Here is a 15,621-nt window from a genome sequence, read left to right as displayed (position 1 = left end):
CTCAAGGATCGGCCGCAGCGCACAATCCAGATGATACATTGTCCGTGAAAGCATTGCGCCGGCACTTCGGTCGTCCGGCATTCTTTCCCAGTTCTCTGCAAGCCGCCGTCCCGCCACCATGGCGGCGGATGGGAGACGAGAAGGTCTAAGCTTTGCCAGCCTTCTGAGGTTTTGTGCCGTAAGTCGATGCCGACATTGCCGTCGTCGGGCGCGATGATTGCGGTGTTGACGCCGACCAGCATGCCGTCTGCTGTCACCAGTGCGCCTCCCGAGTTGCCGGGGTCATTTTTGGCCCGCGGTCGCGAATTGCTATGGTGCGCCGCGGAGCGAATGTTCGAAAGTCGGGCCCTAAGAAGCGCCCGACCCCAGCCATTCTAGATAGGCGAATGTTGACCGCCAGCGCCGGTCTTCGTCGCGAGCAGCCCATCCGCGCTCGTTGACATGCCCGCATCTCGGCAGGCGTCAATGAACGCTTCGCGTGCGATGGCGACTGGCGTCATTCGGTTTAGCGCACGGCGGCACGTTTGAACCGCCCGATTGTATTGTCTGCCGCGATAGATGGCCCAATCGCCTTCCAGGAAATCGAGTGCGTCGTTGACAGAAGCGAAGATATGGGACGCCCCGTCCTTCATGCGGACGGTGACGGGCGTCATCCAAACCAATTCCGGGTGCAGCATGATGTCCTCCTTTCGCATTCACGCCGGATGAAAAAGAAGTGAAAAAAATATTGGCTGCGCCAGAGCGAATTTCAAGACTTTCAAACACCTACCGCATGATCACGTCGACTACCGTCACGCCAGCTTTGGCCGCTTCCAAGGCCCCGGCATTGGAGCAGGGATCGCTCCCACTGCGGAATATGATCACTGATGGGTTCGCTACGCAGCAGTTGCGTTGCAACGGACGGATTTCGGGCGTGCGCATGCCAACATGCGATTGAGGGTGGACACAGACGATGGGTACTTCTGTCTGCTGAGATCGCCCGCGGGCGGCGGCCGATGACTGACGGTCTGTGAGTCCGACCGATCGGCGGCGTTAGAGCGCGCGGGAATGAAGTCAAGAAAACGTTCGTGCCCTTCCTCGCCTTGACTACTTTGAACGGTCCGGCTCGGTTTCATCGAACCCTACGTCCCAGTCTTTTGCGGGTTCCTTATGACCGGGCGCGCTACGGTCGTCGGACATGTCCTCGGACCCAGTCACCACGGTGGGCTTTGCGCTCGATACGCCGGTGCTCTTGCGATCCGCCTGAGATTTGGCGAACTGGCCTTTTGCATCTTGTTTCGTCTTAAGGGCATCAGACGCCCGGCTGCGCTCCGGATCCCGGTTATTTTCGCCCGCGGCGTCTCGATCACTATCCGGGTTATCCTTTGCCGGAAGATACCCACGCGGTCTGCTTTCCTCGGGGCCTTCCCAGCGCGGAGACTGGTCGGTAGTGCCCGGAGCGCCGTCTTTCGGTTTGTTCATTCCCATGTCCACCTCCTGTCAGTCGAGCAAAACTGGTGACGGACGTGGAAGTTCCTCAATCGGCGCCGCGCCTTGAGAGATCTCGTCGCCGCAAGTCACATAACAAAATCGCGCGCGGCCCTCCCACCTACTTCTGGAACACTGCGGCGCAGAACCAACGAGGTGTTTCGACGCTGTCCGCCGTTCTCCTGGAGGTTGGTAAACCCAGAAAATGCGAGTCGCCGCCAAAAGACGAATTGTATCAGGAACCTAGGCGGGGCTCGCAAAACGCGCAGCCGAACAGAGCTAAGTCATTGAAAAATGATTCGTTTCGAGTCGGAACGAATCGCCTCCGAATCACTTGAATCGCTTGATTGTGGTGGAGTGTCGGTGTCATGGCGGGCCCAAGAGCGAATTGGAAGGGTTACATCAAATTCGGAGAGGTTTCCTGTCCGGTGGCGCTCTACACGGCCGCCTCCTCATCCGAGCGCATCGCCTTCAACACGCTCAATCGCAAAACCGGAAACCGGGTTAAACGCGAGTTCATCGACAGCGAGACCGGCGATCCGGTGGAGCGAGAAGATCAGGTCAAGGGCTATGAAGTCGACAATGGCCAATATGTCGTGCTCGAGCCCGACGAGGTCGCCGCGGCAATCCCGGAGAGCGACAAGACTCTCAGGATCGAGGCCTTTATTCCCTGCTCCCAGATCGACACCACCTATTTCGACAAGCCCTACTATCTCGCGCCCGACAAGATGGGCACGGATGCCTTCCTGCTGTTGCGGGACGGCATGAAAAAGCAAGGGGTCGCCGCAATCGCCCAGACCGTGCTCTTCCGCCGGATGCGCACCCTCCTCATCCGCGCGCATGGCAAAGGCCTGATCGCCTCGACGCTGAACTTCGACTACGAGGTCCGCTCGTCGGAAAAGGCATTCGAGGAGATCCCGAATCTCAAAATCGAGGGCGAAATGCTCGAGCTCGCCGAACACATCATCGGAACCAAGAAGGGCACCTTCGATGCCAGCACGTTCGAGGATCGCTACGAGGCCGCGGTCGCCGAACTGGTGAAGGCTAAGATCGAGGGCCGCACGTTGCCGAAGAAGAAGGCGCCGGTGGCCTCCAAGCCGAGCAATCTATTGCAAGCGCTTCGCGAAAGTGCTGGGCTGGGCGCCAAGGAGACGAAGCCGAAGCGCACGGCCGCCAACGCCAACCGCCGCGCCGGTCGCCAGAAGGCAGCAGAAACTGCCGCGAAGTCGAAGCAGGCCGCGCCGCCGCGTCGCGCCGGCTGATCGGAGGGTGTCGTTATGGCCATCCGCCCGCACTGGAAAGGCTATCTCAAACTTTCGCTCGTTACCTGCCCGGTGCAGATGATGCCGGCGACATCCGAAAGCGAGAAGGTCCGTTTTCATACCCTCAATCGCCAGACCCAGAACCGAGTCGTCAGCCATTATGTCGACGCCGTCACCGGCAAAGAGGTGAAAGAAGAAGACGAGGTCAAAGGCTATCAGCGCGGCGAGGACGAATACGTCATTCTCGAAGACGAGGAACTTGAGAACGTGGCGTTGGAGAGCACCAGGACGATCGACATTTCCACCTTCACGCCACGCGACAGCATCGAGTGGATCTGGCTCGACACGCCCTATTATCTTTCCCCCGACGACCCGGTCGGCGAGGAAGCATTTTCGGTCATCCGCGACGCGATGGACGCCCAGAACATGGTCGGCATTTCCCGGCTGGTGATCTCGCGGCGCGAGCGCGCCGTCATGCTGGAGCCACGCGGAAAGGGTATCGTGCTCTGGACCCTGCGCTATGGGGACGAGGTTCGCGAGGAGGATAGCTATTTCGAGGCGATCGGCGATGGGAAAGCCGATTCCGAGATGATGCCGCTGGTCCAGCAACTGATAAAAAAACAGACGAAGGACTGGAGTGCGAAAATGGTAGCCGACCCTGTCCAGGAGCGGCTGCTTGATATCATCGCCGCCAAGAAGAAGACGCTGAAGAAGCCGGTCAAAGGCAAGGCCAAACCGCAGCCGTCGTCACCAGCCAGCAACGTCGTCAATATCATGGACGCCCTGAAGAAATCGGTCGCGGCCGAAAAGCGGGGCGGCAGATGAGACGCCGCACCAAGCCGTTGCTTCAGAACGAACAGCTTTTGAAGTTGAAACCGGCCCGGCCGCGCGATGCAGCGCAACCCCATCTTCCGTTCGATCCGATGCCCGAGCGCATCGAGCCATGCCTGGCCCTCCTGAAGACCGTGCCGCCCAAAGGTCAGGATTGGGCCTTCGAGGTAAAATGGGACGGCTATCGGCTGGCGATCCACATCAAGCCGAAGGGCGTGCGGATCATCACCCGCGGCGGTCACGACTGGACGCACCGTTTTCCGGCGATCGCCGCGGCAGCACGAAAGCTGGGCGCAGGAACGGCCATCCTCGATGGCGAGGCTGTGGTTTTGGACAAAGACGGGCGCTCCGATTTCGGGGCGCTGCAGCGTTCGCTTGGCGGACGCGGCGGCAAGCGCTCGTCGACGGAGTCGGTGTTCTTCGCTTTCGATCTTTTGTATTTCGACGGCCACGATCTCACACGAACCGAGCTTTCCGTCCGCCGGCATCTGCTCGATGGTTTCCTCGACGGCGCCACCGGGGCGATCCAGGTGTCGGAGGAAATCCATGGCGATGGCGCAGCACTTCTGGCAAATGCCTGCTCGCTTGGGCTCGAGGGCATCGTTGCCAAACATCGGGATCAGCCCTATCGCTCCGGCCGTACCGGCGACTGGCTGAAGATCAAATGCGTCCAGAGCGAAAGCTTCATGGTCGTCGGCTACGAGCAGTCCGCCGTTGCACGCGGCGGCATCGGCAGCCTGCTTCTCGCCGGTCGCAAGGGGCATGACTGGGTCTATGTCGGCTCAGTTGGCACCGGGTTCAACACCAAGGATGCCGAGGAACTGCGCGCCAAGCTCGACAAGCTGAAGACCAAGCGGCCGACCGTACCGCTCAAAGGTAAGGACCTGGTGTTCGCCCAGCCAACATTGATTGCCGAGATTGAGTTTCGCGGGTGGACCCACGACGGCAATTTGCGGCACGCATCCTACAAGGGCCTGCGCGAGATCCAGGATAATGCCGCTGTCTTCAACATGAACGAGAAGCCACCCCGGCTGACCGGGCGCTCGGCTCCCCTTGCGGGGAGCGCCCTGTCGGAGCCGGACGACCGTGCGCTTCAGTCAAGCTGCTGGGCAAAACAGTTATTGAAACGGGTGATGCCCGACAGATGATATCCCACCGTCCAGTTTGCAAGGTTCGTCGACGCGGTCGAGTTCGAAGAAATAGATCCGCTCGTCGCCGGTGATCGTCATCGCCCCCATTATCGTGTGCTCGTCGATACGACGGAAATGATCGACGATCGGCTGGTGGTCATAGACCATCGCCGAACTCTCGATTCCGCCAAACACCCTCATCTTCAGCGAAGCGACCGGCCCCCTCGCTCGAAGCCGGCGCTGAAGATAGGAAAACAGGTTTTTCGCCACACGCGTCCGGCCGAGCACGTGCAAACGCAGCGCCAAGGGAAGCGGTATCCATTTGGGATCGATGGCGACCAGACGCGCTCCCCAAGCGGAACAGCAAGGCGTCCGCCCGCATGTCCGGCGTGAACCGCTTGCCGAACCAGCCGAGATTTTCCAGCACACCGTCGAATGGATGTCCGGCCGGAATGCCGCGTCCCTTCCATAGGCCGACGAGATCGCGCGGCTCGATCGGGGCCAAGCTTCGGAATGCCTCAAGGGTGATCTGCTGTTCTCTCACCGGAGACTTTGTCCTTCTGTTCGGCTCGCCGCCTTGATCCAAGTCGCGCCACGCGCAACTCATCGAGCGTTGGCATCCACCAGCCGCGCTCCAGTTCGCGTTGCTCCGGTAGCGTCCACGCCGGCCAGGTTGTCACCAGTTCTTCCAACGTGCCTGTTCGCCAGGACGTCCAGCCCTATTCCTCGCCATTCGCCGCGCGAAAGTATAAGCCATCGAGCAGGGCCCTGTCCGCCAACGCGCCGTCCGTAGCAGAAAATCGCCCCGACCAGCGGGCCGATTGCGCCCGCTGGAGTGGGCCTCATTGGCAGGGACCGGATAGCGTTTCCGCCGGCACTCCCTCGTCCTTGCTTGGACGCCGCCTCTTCCGCCGTGCCCTTGATCGCCTCGCGCCGCACCCGCCGTGCCTCCGGCTCGCTACGCTCCACGGCAGCCTCGATTTCCTTCAAGCGCTTCCGCAACTCCTGGAACGAACGGTAGGGCACGGTCCAGAGGCGACCGTACACACGGTTCATAGATCACGCTGCCCGCCTTGATTTCCCGAGCCGCGTGATCGCCTGCTCAAGCGGACGCTCGCCGTCGCAATAGTCCTGCCAGGCCGAGGTTTTCGCAAGCAGCGCCGGCACGGTGCGCACGGTAAATCGCTTCGGGTTGAGATCGGATTTCACCTGAGTCCAGGTCAGCGGCATCGAAACCGTGGCGCCGGGCCGCGCGCGCGGCGACAGTGGCGCCACGGCCGTCGCCATACGATCGTTGCGGAGATAATCCAGGAAGATCCTGCCGCCCCTCAGGCTCTTGGTCATTTTGATGAGATAGAGGTCGGGATTATCGCGCGCCATCTGCTGACACACGTCGTGCGCGAAGCCTTTGGCCTCAGTCCATGACAGCGGTTTGCGCTTGTTGACGGCAAGAGGCGTGACGACATGCAGTCCCTTACCGCCGGTCGTCTTGCAGAAACTGACGAGGCCGAGTTGGTCGAGCCGGTCGCGCATTTCACGGGCGGCCGCGACCACGGTCGAGAACGGCACGTCGGGCCCGGGATCGAGGTCGAACACCAGCCGGCCGGGTACTTCCGGCTTGCCGGGCTCGCAATTCCACGGATGCAGCTCGACGCCGCCGATCTGGGCGATCGCCGCCAGCCCCTCGATCCGATCAATCTGCAGGTAAGGCCTCTTGTCGCCGAAGACTTGCACCAGCTCGAGGAGGTTGGAGGTGCCGGGCATCGCATGCCGCTGGAAGAACTGTTCTGCGCCGATCCCGTCGGGCGCCCGAATGATCGAACAGGGCCGGCCCTTGATGTGCTCGATCAGCCAGACGCCAACCGCCTCATGATAGCGCGCCAGATCTTCCTTAGTGACGGGCTCGCCATCACCCGCGTCCGGCCACAATGGCTTGTCCGGGTTGGAAATGAGGACGCCCATGACCTCTGCCTTGGCGCCTTTGCGCCGGACGGAGCTGTCCCTCGCAGTCGCCGCCGGCTCCGGCGTGTCGGTTTTGCCGGGCGATGCCGGCTTCTCGGCCTCGACCTCCTTCGCCGGCTTGTCCTCGCGCAGCCCCTTGAACGCTGCCTGACGGACGAGGCCGTCTGCCGTCCACCCTTCGAATTCGATTTCGGCGACCAGCTCGGGCTTCAACCAGACAACTTCGGCCTGCTTCTTCGGAGCGCCGATACCTGTGAACGGCGATCTCGCCGTCTCGATCGCCTTCAGTTTCGGTAGCAGCAACTCGACTTTCCTGGCGCCGTAGCCGGTTCCGACACGACCGACATAGACGAAGTGTTCACCACGATGCACGCCGACCAGAAGAGACCGGAACTTGCCGTTGGTTTTGGCGTAACCGCCGATAACCACTTCATGGCCGGCGCGGCATTTCGACTTCGCCCAGGTTTCGGTGCGGCCCGATTGATAGGGCGCATCCATCTGCTTGGAGATGACGCCCTCGAGATGCAGCTTGCAGGCGGACCGCAGCACCGCGTCGCCGCCGGATTCGAAATGTTCGACATAGCGGATGCGGCGATCGTCAGTCGTCTCATGGAGCAGGCTCTGAAGCCGCTCCTTTCGCTCGACCAATCGCATCGACCGCAAGTCCTTCTCGCCGTCGAACAGAAGGTCGAAGGCGAAGTAGACCAAATTGCCGGTCGTTCCCTCCGCCAGGGCCGCTTGCAGGGCCGCAAAATCGGGGGCGCCGTTCTCATCGAGCGCGCAGATCTCGCCATCAATGATGCAATCGGGCAATACGGAAGCAGCCTCCGCGATCTCGAGGTATTTCGCTGTCCAGTCCAGGCCTTTGCGGGTCTTCAGCGTCGCCTTGCCATCAGCAACCCGCACCTGGATCCGGTAGCCATCGAACTTAATCTCGTGCAGCCAGTCATCGCCGGCCGGTGGCCGGTGAAGCTTATCGCAAAGCTGCGGGTCAATGAACTCCGGCAGGTCGGCGGTGACGGAAGTCGCAGCATCCTTGCGCAACCGCTTCTTACGCTGGCCGGCCGCCAGGCCGTGCTTGCTGTCCCAGACGGCGTCGGCCTCGGCACGTGCATTCGCCATCATGAACGGGCGCGGTTTTCGACCCTTGCCTTCGGCGATCTGCTCCATGCTGCGGCCGGAGGCCACCGAGGTGGCATTTTCCTCAAGGATCGCGGCGCCGTTCTCCTCGACGGAATGATCGTCGTGATGCTTAATCAGCAGCCAGCTGGTCCTTTTTTCGCCGTCGCGGTTGCGCATCCGGACCAGAACGAAGCTGCCGTGCAGACGCTTGCCCTCGAGCGTGAACTTGAAGTCTCCCTTCCTCAAGGCATCTTCCGGTGACTTCCTGCCTTCCGGCTCCCAATAGCCACGGTCCCACAACATCACCGTGCCGCCGCCGTACTGGCCCTTGGGGATCGTGCCTTCGAAGTCACCATAGTCGAGCGGGTGATCTTCGACCTCAACCGCCAGCCGCTTGTCGTGCGGGTCCAGCGACGGTCCCTTGGTCACGGCCCAGGACTTGAACACCCCGTCGAGTTCCAGCCGCAGGTCATAATGAAGACGGGTGGCATCGTGCTTCTGGATCACGAACCGCCGGCGACTGGAAGGCTTGACGTGTGCTTCACCGCTCGGTTCGCGGGTCTTCTGGAAATCGCGCTTGGCACGATATTTCGAGAGATTGTCGGTCATGCTCAGCGGCTCGATATACGGAGTGCGCCGGCGTCACCGAGACTGCGCCGAACGGTCGCTACATCACTGGATGCGATATCCGCCAAGGCCTCGATCTCGCCTGCGACCGGCATGTCGCAACGAGCGCGTCCCCCAGGAGAAGCGTCCCCACCCGGTAGCACGGAGCCCGCTGTTTTGCGGTCACTTGCCGACGCGATGAAGATGTCAGGCCTCGAGATGCAGTTTTGAACGAGGTGTTCGACGGCAAGATCGGCCGCTTCTAGGGTTTGGACCGTCGCCCTGATCTTAGTGTTGCTGACGTCGGCCATTGGGTGTCTCCTGATATGGTTTTATTCAGGGGCTCATTTCAGCGGTTGCGTTTTTTCCAGTCCTGATACGGCGCCAGCAATTGACCCGGAAAGCGCTTTCCGATTTCTTCCTCGATTAATCCAATCCGCGACAGCACCTCATCGCGTTCCGTGCCTTCAACGGATTCGCTTGCAGCTTCCAGATCGCTCATGACAGAAAAAACCTCGTCCTCTGTCATCGCTGTAAGCCGGGCGGCAAATTCTGCGACGGGGATGCTGTTGAAGTTCGTCATGAATAATCTCCAACCTTCCAAGCCATAAATCTTGATGTCGGCCCGAAGTTCCAACGAGACGGGAATCATAAGACTTGCGGCAGGTTTGCGCCTAGGCTCAAAGGCGATCGTAAACGGAGCACACTTGCGCGAAATCGGTGTGTGGGCCGGGATCCTCGCTCGAGGCTGCGGCTGATCTGTCCACCTGCATAGCGCCGGCGCGGGAGCGTTCGGTTCCGACAATCCCGGGAACGCCCGCCGCGACCGGTTCGTGAAAAGGACAGCAAAGCAAGGCGATGGTCCAACCCGATCATAGCCCGGCGTCGCGAAGTATTCCCGCTTCCTCTCATAGAAGCCTCTTGGCAATGCATCCTCACCTCGGCCCCGTGGTCACCCGGAACCAACTGCTAATGCATCTTTTATCCGTATCGACCCCGTGCATCTCGGCTCAAGAAATGACGACCTCAATATTTACGGTGCTGTCGGAACCTTATCGATCGGCCGGGCTTGGGTTCGTCTCGGTCAAATCGACTGGGCACAAACCAAGGAGAACGATAATGGCAAATCAAAGCGGCAGCAGCGAACAGCAGCGAAAAGCTGGTGAGCAAAGCCACAAGAATGATAATAAACGGCAATCCACGAGCCGGAACAGCGGAAGCAGCAAAAGCTCCGGCTCCGGCGGCAAGAGTGGCTCGGGCGGCTCGGGCGGCTCTGGTGGTTCCGGCGGTCGCAGCAGTGATCGAAAAAGCTGAGGGTATGACCGTGGTAAGTGGCCAAGGACGCGAGCGGCCCGATGAACTTCCAGAAGATGGACTGCTTGGCAAAGAGGATTTTCTTGAACCTCGGAACCCGGTTCCGGATGCGGAAGACCAGGACGAGGAGGACGACACCGAGGAGGTCGATGTGCCGCCCCTGGACCCAGACATGGACGACACCGATGATTTACCCCCTCGGGAGTAGACGTATTGCGTGAACCAATACGATCGCCCGTCCCTGGCGATTTCGTTTTACGGACGACTGCAGTTTGAAACTGTCGTGATCACGAGGCGGGGAGGAGCCGCCTCGTTTCACGAGCGCGGTAGTGCCCGGACGTCGACGCTATTCCTGAGTTACCTGCGGCATGTAGACGGCCACATTCCGGCTTCCGTCGCCGGAAAATGCGCCGCCAATGAATAGGTATGCAGCAATCGCCAGCATCGAAAACAGCATTACGCCTATCGGCAATCCGATCGATGCTCTCCGCTCAGGCGCGCCATAACGTTCTCTGTGGTACTTCGCGAGAGTCTTCCTGGTGTTAAAATCGAGTGGTGCCAGAACTGCCCGGAAGGGTCGATGCGGACAGCTCTGGAACCATTATGCGCCCTTGGCCGCAAAGGTGGATGCTTCGCCATGGGCCTGAGTGAAATATGTGTCGCCGGGACAACGCGACAACTGATCTCAGACCTTTGCCGGTGGCGTGTGAGACTGAAGTCCTATGGCGGAACTATAGGGGGGGGTCGCGGGTTCTGCTCCGCTACTTCGATCTTCCCCGATCGAAAACGCCTCTAGGCCCCACCCATCATCAAGTGTCCCCGCGCGGATGGGGCCTACTGCGCCCGTCCGAATTTCGTGGAAACTTGGGAGCCCCGGCAGCGGGGCAGTTCTCTTGGATCTCTGTGCGGAGGCGATTTATGGCTGACGATCTGAGAAGAAGGCTCGGAGCAGAAGGGTTGCCCCAGCCAAGAGCCTGAGGTCGTCTTCATGCAGAGGATCGTTAATGACGCGATCGCCTACAACGCGCAGCTGGCCCGCATCTGGCAGCTCACTTTCGAGGACTTTGCGACGGACATCAAAGACCCCGATAGCCTCGGGAATCTCAGAATCCAGTCACAAGCTGTGTGGGGTTAACAAGGTATCGGTGTAGCTTCGCGAACTGAGCGTGGACGCAGGACGGAAAGCTCCGGCATCCCTCGTTCAAGGGCGTGCGCGAGATGGAAGGGCTGACCGAAGTCTTCGAAATCGATCGCGACGCATAACGTCGTGTAAACGAGATAGGCTGCCCGGCTCACGTGCCGTTGAACTGGCGCGCCGCAACCCGGTTGAACTGGTGGGTCGCGCAGGCCTCATCCTTTCGAATAAGGGGCTACGCTCAAAGATTTAGGAATCAAATCTAAGGTCTGGATGGTTCCTACACGGACAGGATGTATACTGTGTGTTTGCAAAGGAGCCAGGGCCATGGAGAAGAGAAACGACTCAGAAAAGGTGCCTGAGGGACTGGAAACTGAAGCGCAGGCGCGGAGAGATTTTCTCAAGAAGGCCGGGCGTTTTGCCGTTGTAACACCTCCGGCGATTACCCTCCTCCTTGGTACGAGCCTGAGTTCGCGCGCCATTGCCAAGTCCAGTGGCACACGTCCCGGCTGGGGTTTTGGGGACAAGAACCATACCCACAACGGACCTCCGGGTCTCTGGAAGCGGTTGGGCGGCTGATCGGTGGTCCTTCGCCTCACACTCAGTTTTTGATCGTCTTCTTCCACGACTTGGTGTCCACTTATTTTGGTGGACAACCTTATGCGTCAGCTTACTCAAGAGAAGACGGCGCGGGGAATTTCGCGCTTGGCGTTTCCTAGAGCAGAGGTGGCCCTGAACCTGAGCCCCTGACCAGTCAGCAGGGGCTCAGCGAGCCTGCGACGGTTAGTCGATAATCCGGACGATCTTGCGTGTTCCTGGGTCTACCAGCACCGTTCGGTTGTCAACGACGACATAACGATACTTGATGTCCGGCGCATCAATCGTTTGCAGTTCCACGGTTTCCGGAACCGTCGAGCCGACATTGAGCTCCACTCCAGGAAGTTTGATGGAAGCAAGCGGCTTTTTCTTCACGTATTCGCGAACGACCGTTTCCTGCTCTGGCGTGATAACGACCGTCTGAGCCAGGGCAACGCTAGAAGCACTGACCAGAAACAGCCCTGCGAGGGCGGAGCTGACAAGCTTTTTCATGTTCTCCTCCAAGTCTGGTTGTTGTAGTTCCCACTCTCAATGCGGGAACCGCTTACTAAACCTCGTGGCGGAGTTTCCGTTCCGGTGGTCAGACTTTGGACGCATGGGGGTTCGACCTTAGTCTGAGACCTCGAAAATTACGCAAGGCGGTGTGGAGGTTCCTCCCGCAATTGCGCGAACTGGTGATCGAGCGCGGACGCGCCTTCCTCAAGCCGGATGGTGACAGGACCGACGAGATCTCGGCACGGGAGATTGGCTTGGTCGCTGGCGGCTCCACCACGGGCGTCTCGATCTTGGCCTTCACCTCGTCTGGCCATTGGCGATGCCCCTCACGCCCCGACTTCCTAGCCGTGAGAACCTCCAACGTACCCTCAATGGAGAAACTCCTTGTCGCTTTGTTGCGCTGGGCATCGGCTATGAGTTCAACGATCGAATATCGGCAATCGCCGGCTATCGTGCACTGGGCGTTGACTACGACGACGATGGTTTCCTGTTTGATACGGTCCAGCAGGGTCCAATCCTCGGGCTCGCCGTAAAATTCTAAGGCTTGTCGAGTTTAATTCGCCTCATATCCGGCCGCCTCTGCACCGACACGAGATCATGTTGCCATTGGCAACCCGCAGAGCATGTAGCGGCTCGGCCCTGCATGTTGTGCAACCATCAGGCCGATAGACCTGGAGCGCCGCCTCGTGATGTATGTTCCGGAGGAAATTGCGCGGAGATTGCTTTATGGAGTGAGAGAAGAAGCGGGACGCGGTATGTCCCGCATCCCGCTTCAGCGGCTAGGGACGCTCAGCGAACGTAGATCGTCAGTCCGCCGTCAGTGGCCTGTTCGGCGCCGCCGATATTTTCTATCTCGACATTTTGCGCCTTCAACTGTTCCGCAAGCGGCTTGTTGGCTTCGATCGCCGTGACCAGGGCTTTACGCTGCTCCGGCGTCGCGTTTTCCACCCACAAGCGGGTCTGATTCTGTTCCGCCAGCGTGCTGATCTGAACGACGTTGACTTTATCGCCCTTGAATTCACTCACCGATTTTTCGATATTGGCCGGCCAGTTCATTTCAGCCTGAGCATAAGCTATTCCGCCAAAGCTAATGGCGGACAGGGCGGCAATTACGGAAAACACTGCAATGCGTTTCATGGTCATGCTCCTCTCTTGGGTTGCGCTCGTGGCCCAAGAGGCAACGAAACGCGTGGTTACCGGCCTATCCCGTCGCGACCGCACGGGCCGGAACGGCGCCGGATGGCTATTTTTTGTTGAGGCGGTGCAAATACAGCCTTGCTGGTGGCGATTGAATGATGATCGCCCTTACATGTCGGAAGCTGCGTGATCGAGCTTCGCACCCTTTCTTCGTCGCAAGTTCCAATACCGGCGCGTTGTGAACGTATATAGCTTCACACAAGAATGGCCCTGCCAGGTTTGCAAGGGGACGGCTCTCGCGCGCTGGCACATGCCCAAACGCGCTCCTAGTAGCAGGGCGGATAGGGATAGTAGCCACAGGCCCCAGGAGCGTAGTAGCGACGCTCGGCAGCTGCCGCGCCGATCGCAGCCCCGGCGACTACGCCTGCACCGTAATAGGCTCCCGGGTGCGCATACCATCCCCCGCGCCAGACCGGGGCACGTCCACCCACCGCTACCCCGCCGTATGGGCCTCGAGCAGCAAACCAGTCGATAAACAGCGATGCCGGGCCGTCCGCCCCAACCAGATCACCTTCCAGGACGGCAACTTCGAAAGTCAGATTACCACCCTCGAGCTTGGGCGCCTTCAAGACGACCACTGCATCGGCGACCGAGTCACCTCTGCTGCTCAGGACTGATATTGTTGCATTAGGAGGGTCCTTGGCGAAGCTGTCCGTTCCCTCACCCCATTGCTTGATGAACTCGGAGGTGAGGACGTGACCTGCAGATCGCACCGGCCGATCGGCGAAGACGATCGAACTGGCGGTGATGCCGGACATCGTGAGCTTGCCGTTTTCGAGTTTTGCTCCCGCAGAATTAAGAACGGCAAGAGACGGTACCATTTGCGATTTTGTCGCCCCGATCGTCTTTTGCGCCGGCGCTGACATGGCGTCCTGTGCGAACATTGGCGCGGTGGATAGCAGGCCCGCCGCCAGAGCGACCAGGCATATGCATATGCAGGATAATTTGTTCATCTGTATCACTCCCTCTTGTCCCGGTTGGCCCTATTGCGGGAGCCCCAGATTGATTAGCAGTGCGCACCTGTTGTCGGCTGACACGGAATGGCCGGGGGTGTCAGTCGGCCACTCTGCGCGTTCATGATCCGTGATCTGAAAGATAGTTTCCTCGGATTAGTATGGTTTTGCGAAAGGGCCCTTGCCGAACCTTTCCAGTTCCCGCTCGATGTCGATAAGGATGCTGTCTATGAGCTCCTGATACTCGGCGATCCGCTGTTGCCGTCCGGAAGATGTGGAGCGCCGCCATCGGTCCTTCTCCTCATTGGCTATGGCGAAATCCTCACAGAGTTCGCGAAAGGCCTCGCATTGGGCGGCGAGTTCCTCGATCGCCTGACCGCTCGTTTTGAAGTAGCTCGTTACGAATTCGACACCCTTTCCCATTTGATCTATCCGTTTGTGTGAGGCCTGAGTTCAAAGGAAGGACAATGCCAAATACCGGCGCTGCTTTTCGGCCATCGTGAGCGCTGGCAGGAGAGACGCAAGGTACGTAACTGTAACCTACAGTGAGCACGACACGTTTTACTCGCGTAAGATGTGGCTTTCTGGTTGCCGATGAGGCATTGAACCTTTGGCGTTGGAGACTTAGGCTCGATTTCAACAAATTACGAATTTGAAGCCAGATTGAGAGACAGTGGCAGCATCCCCCAAGGGGAGGACGCGACGCCGCATCCAGAGCCCAGCGCCGAAGATATCCCGTGCCAGCTGCAAAATGCTGTCTCCAGCCCCGAATCTCGCACGGGGACCTTGGCGCTGCCTTCCTGATGACGCAGGACGCCGATCTAGCGAAGAAACTGTCAAATCCGATTGCCTCGCTGGTGAGTGTACCCTTCCAGTTCAACTACGACAGCGGATATGGTCCAAGCGACGGGCACAAGGCGGTTCTGAACATTCAGCCGGTCATTCCATTTGAGCTGAACGACGATTGGAACGTCATCTCGAGGACTATTGTCCCGGTAACATCACAGGACGACATCGCAGGGGGCAGCGGAAGCCAGTTTGGACTTGGAAATACGCTCCAGAGCTTTTTCTTCTCGCCCAAGGAATCCGCGGCCGGCGGGCTGATCTGGGGCGCTGGTCCCGCCATCCTTATTTCAACTGCGACGGAGCCTCTGCTTGGCGGGGGGAAGCTGGGGCTCGGTCCCACAGGTGTTTCTTGAAGCAGGAGGGACCATGGACCTACGGCACGCTTGCCAATCATATCTGGTCGTCGCGGGAGACGGCGGGCGTGCGGACATCAGTTCGACGTTCCTGCAGCCGTTCGCTTCCTACACGACGCATGATGCCTGGACCTTCACGTTGGACACCGAAAGCACGTACGACTGGAAAAGCGACCAATGGAGCGTGCCCATCAACTTCTCGGTGTCGAAGCTCGTCACCTTTGACAAGCAACCCGTCAGCTTCCAGGTCGGAGCACGTTACTGGGCGGAATCCCCGGAGGGCGGGCCGCAGGGCTGGGGCGTTCGCGCCCGCCGTTACATTCCTGTTCCCCACGTGAGCGCCACATAAGT

At 59.6% G+C, this 15,621-nt stretch carries 14 protein-coding genes and 4 pseudogenes; 8 read left to right on the top strand and 10 right to left on the bottom strand.

Annotation, left to right across the window (positions count from 1 at the left end):
- Positions 1 to 374: 374 nt before the first annotated feature.
- The 3 genes and pseudogenes from ACN9MO_RS33410 to ACN9MO_RS33400 all read right to left on the bottom strand — a co-directional run.
- On the bottom strand, positions 375 to 677 hold the full coding sequence (locus ACN9MO_RS33410) for a DUF982 domain-containing protein (RefSeq protein ID WP_082615891.1): 303 nt from the start codon (positions 675 to 677) through the stop codon (positions 375 to 377).
- Between the two features lie 409 nt (positions 678 to 1,086).
- A pseudogene (locus ACN9MO_RS33405) lies at positions 1,087 to 1,278 on the bottom strand (hypothetical protein); the annotation flags it as partial.
- Positions 1,270 to 1,467, bottom strand: a pseudogene (locus tag ACN9MO_RS33400) (hypothetical protein); the annotation flags it as partial. The pseudogenes ACN9MO_RS33400 and ACN9MO_RS33405, both read right to left, overlap by 9 nt.
- 368 nt (positions 1,468 to 1,835) lie before the next feature.
- On the opposite strand from ACN9MO_RS33400, the gene ACN9MO_RS33395 reads away from it, so the two are divergent.
- From ACN9MO_RS33395 to ligD (ACN9MO_RS33385), 3 genes are read left to right on the top strand one after another with little or no spacing between them, the layout of a single operon-like run.
- Positions 1,836 to 2,729: a Ku protein gene (locus tag ACN9MO_RS33395; RefSeq protein WP_112996537.1), complete on the top strand. Its 894-nt coding sequence runs from the start codon at positions 1,836 to 1,838 to the stop codon at positions 2,727 to 2,729.
- A gap of 15 nt (positions 2,730 to 2,744) precedes the next feature.
- Complete coding sequence (locus ACN9MO_RS33390) at positions 2,745 to 3,554, top strand: Ku protein (RefSeq protein WP_057251555.1); 810 nt, start codon at positions 2,745 to 2,747, stop codon at positions 3,552 to 3,554.
- Positions 3,551 to 4,708, top strand: a complete 1,158-nt coding sequence (ligD, locus tag ACN9MO_RS33385; protein WP_082615893.1) for a non-homologous end-joining DNA ligase — start codon at positions 3,551 to 3,553, stop codon at positions 4,706 to 4,708. Before ACN9MO_RS33390 ends, ligD (ACN9MO_RS33385) begins: the two co-directional genes overlap by 4 nt.
- Here ligD (ACN9MO_RS33385) and ACN9MO_RS33380 read toward each other — a convergent pair.
- The 4 genes and pseudogenes from ACN9MO_RS33380 to ACN9MO_RS33365 all read right to left on the bottom strand — a co-directional run bounded on the left by ACN9MO_RS33380 (position 4,679) and on the right by ACN9MO_RS33365 (position 8,963).
- A pseudogene (locus ACN9MO_RS33380) lies at positions 4,679 to 5,297 on the bottom strand (DUF4334 domain-containing protein). The gene ligD (ACN9MO_RS33385) and the pseudogene ACN9MO_RS33380 overlap by 30 nt on opposite strands.
- A 452-nt stretch (positions 5,298 to 5,749) precedes the next feature.
- Entirely contained in the window at positions 5,750 to 8,383 is a 2,634-nt protein-coding gene (gene ligD, locus ACN9MO_RS33375; RefSeq protein ID WP_425988716.1) for a DNA ligase D, read from the bottom strand.
- A 2-nt stretch (positions 8,384 to 8,385) separates the two neighbouring features.
- On the bottom strand, positions 8,386 to 8,691 hold the full coding sequence (locus ACN9MO_RS33370; protein ID WP_057251557.1) for a hypothetical protein: 306 nt from the start codon (positions 8,689 to 8,691) through the stop codon (positions 8,386 to 8,388).
- Positions 8,692 to 8,729: 38 nt separating this feature from the next.
- The gene (locus ACN9MO_RS33365) at positions 8,730 to 8,963 is read right to left on the bottom strand and encodes a hypothetical protein (RefSeq protein ID WP_057251558.1); all 234 of its coding nucleotides are present in this window, start codon (positions 8,961 to 8,963) and stop codon (positions 8,730 to 8,732) included.
- Positions 8,964 to 9,499: 536 nt separating this feature from the next.
- On the opposite strand from ACN9MO_RS33365, the gene ACN9MO_RS33360 reads away from it, so the two are divergent.
- The 3 genes from ACN9MO_RS33360 (at position 9,500) to ACN9MO_RS33350 (ending at position 11,408) form a co-directional block, all read left to right on the top strand.
- On the top strand, positions 9,500 to 9,694 hold the full coding sequence (locus tag ACN9MO_RS33360; RefSeq protein ID WP_082615894.1) for a hypothetical protein: 195 nt from the start codon (positions 9,500 to 9,502) through the stop codon (positions 9,692 to 9,694).
- Entirely contained in the window at positions 9,678 to 9,902 is a 225-nt protein-coding gene (locus ACN9MO_RS33355) for a hypothetical protein (protein ID WP_156414657.1), read from the top strand. The genes ACN9MO_RS33360 and ACN9MO_RS33355 overlap by 17 nt, the downstream gene beginning before the upstream one ends.
- Positions 9,903 to 11,156: 1,254 nt before the next feature.
- Positions 11,157 to 11,408, top strand: coding sequence for a hypothetical protein (locus ACN9MO_RS33350; RefSeq protein ID WP_425988712.1), 252 nt, complete (start codon positions 11,157 to 11,159; stop codon positions 11,406 to 11,408).
- 204 nt (positions 11,409 to 11,612) lie between these two features.
- On the opposite strand, the gene ACN9MO_RS33345 is transcribed toward ACN9MO_RS33350, so the two are convergent.
- The 3 genes from ACN9MO_RS33345 to ACN9MO_RS33335 all read right to left on the bottom strand — a co-directional run bounded on the left by ACN9MO_RS33345 (position 11,613) and on the right by ACN9MO_RS33335 (position 14,071).
- On the bottom strand, positions 11,613 to 11,918 hold the full coding sequence (locus ACN9MO_RS33345) for a DUF1236 domain-containing protein (RefSeq protein ID WP_057251561.1): 306 nt from the start codon (positions 11,916 to 11,918) through the stop codon (positions 11,613 to 11,615).
- Between the two features lie 792 nt (positions 11,919 to 12,710).
- Positions 12,711 to 13,064: a hypothetical protein gene (locus ACN9MO_RS33340; protein WP_255571637.1), complete on the bottom strand. Its 354-nt coding sequence runs from the start codon at positions 13,062 to 13,064 to the stop codon at positions 12,711 to 12,713.
- Between the two features lie 320 nt (positions 13,065 to 13,384).
- Positions 13,385 to 14,071: a hypothetical protein gene (locus ACN9MO_RS33335; protein ID WP_057251565.1), complete on the bottom strand. Its 687-nt coding sequence runs from the start codon at positions 14,069 to 14,071 to the stop codon at positions 13,385 to 13,387.
- A 123-nt stretch (positions 14,072 to 14,194) separates the two neighbouring features.
- Here ACN9MO_RS33335 and ACN9MO_RS33330 point away from each other — a divergent pair, with 123 nt between their 5' ends.
- Both ACN9MO_RS33330 and ACN9MO_RS33325 read left to right on the top strand, forming a co-directional pair.
- Complete coding sequence (locus ACN9MO_RS33330; protein WP_162770928.1) at positions 14,195 to 14,515, top strand: hypothetical protein; 321 nt, start codon at positions 14,195 to 14,197, stop codon at positions 14,513 to 14,515.
- Between the two features lie 359 nt (positions 14,516 to 14,874).
- Positions 14,875 to 15,608 (top strand): annotated as a pseudogene (locus tag ACN9MO_RS33325) (transporter).
- The last annotated feature ends 13 nt before the right edge of the window (positions 15,609 to 15,621 follow it).

The sequence above is a fragment of the Ensifer sp. R-19 genome, from assembly GCF_049905105.1.
Classification (GTDB): domain Bacteria; phylum Pseudomonadota; class Alphaproteobacteria; order Rhizobiales; family Rhizobiaceae; genus Ensifer.
This window is presented reverse-complemented; position numbering and strand designations above follow the sequence as displayed.